Origin of the sequence: Streptomyces fildesensis, assembly GCF_016107395.1 — a bacterium.
GTDB lineage: Bacteria > Actinomycetota > Actinomycetes > Streptomycetales > Streptomycetaceae > Actinacidiphila > Actinacidiphila fildesensis.
The window spans coordinates 1-255 of the sequence record NZ_JAAIKO010000317.1 but is presented as its reverse complement, the minus strand read 5'-3'; the positions used below and the strand labels follow the sequence as shown (position 1 = coordinate 255).

The 255-nt window shown below is 46.3% G+C and carries 1 protein-coding gene; it reads right to left on the bottom strand.

Going from position 1 to position 255, the window contains the following annotated elements:
- A partial coding sequence (locus C6N31_RS47425; RefSeq protein ID WP_198359737.1) for a CSN8/SAC3 domain-containing protein occupies positions 1-255 on the bottom strand: 255 nt, incomplete at both ends.

The following is a 255-nucleotide window of genomic DNA, read 5'->3' as shown; positions in this document are numbered from 1 at the left end:
CTCCGGATGCTCCTCTTTAACATATTGAATAAGTTCACACTCAGAAGAGAAAAGCAACATTTGTCGAGCATCATCCAGTGCAAGGCGATCATAAGCCTTCTCACTACACCCAGCAATTTCATCTCTTACAGTCTTGGCCAAAAGATCCATAAAATAATCATAGGCCTCGTGTGGTGCGGTCTGTCTGGCACTCAGCACGCGACCATAAGCCCCTTCCATAAAGGATTGCTCCAGCTCAACTGCATGCTTGATGCA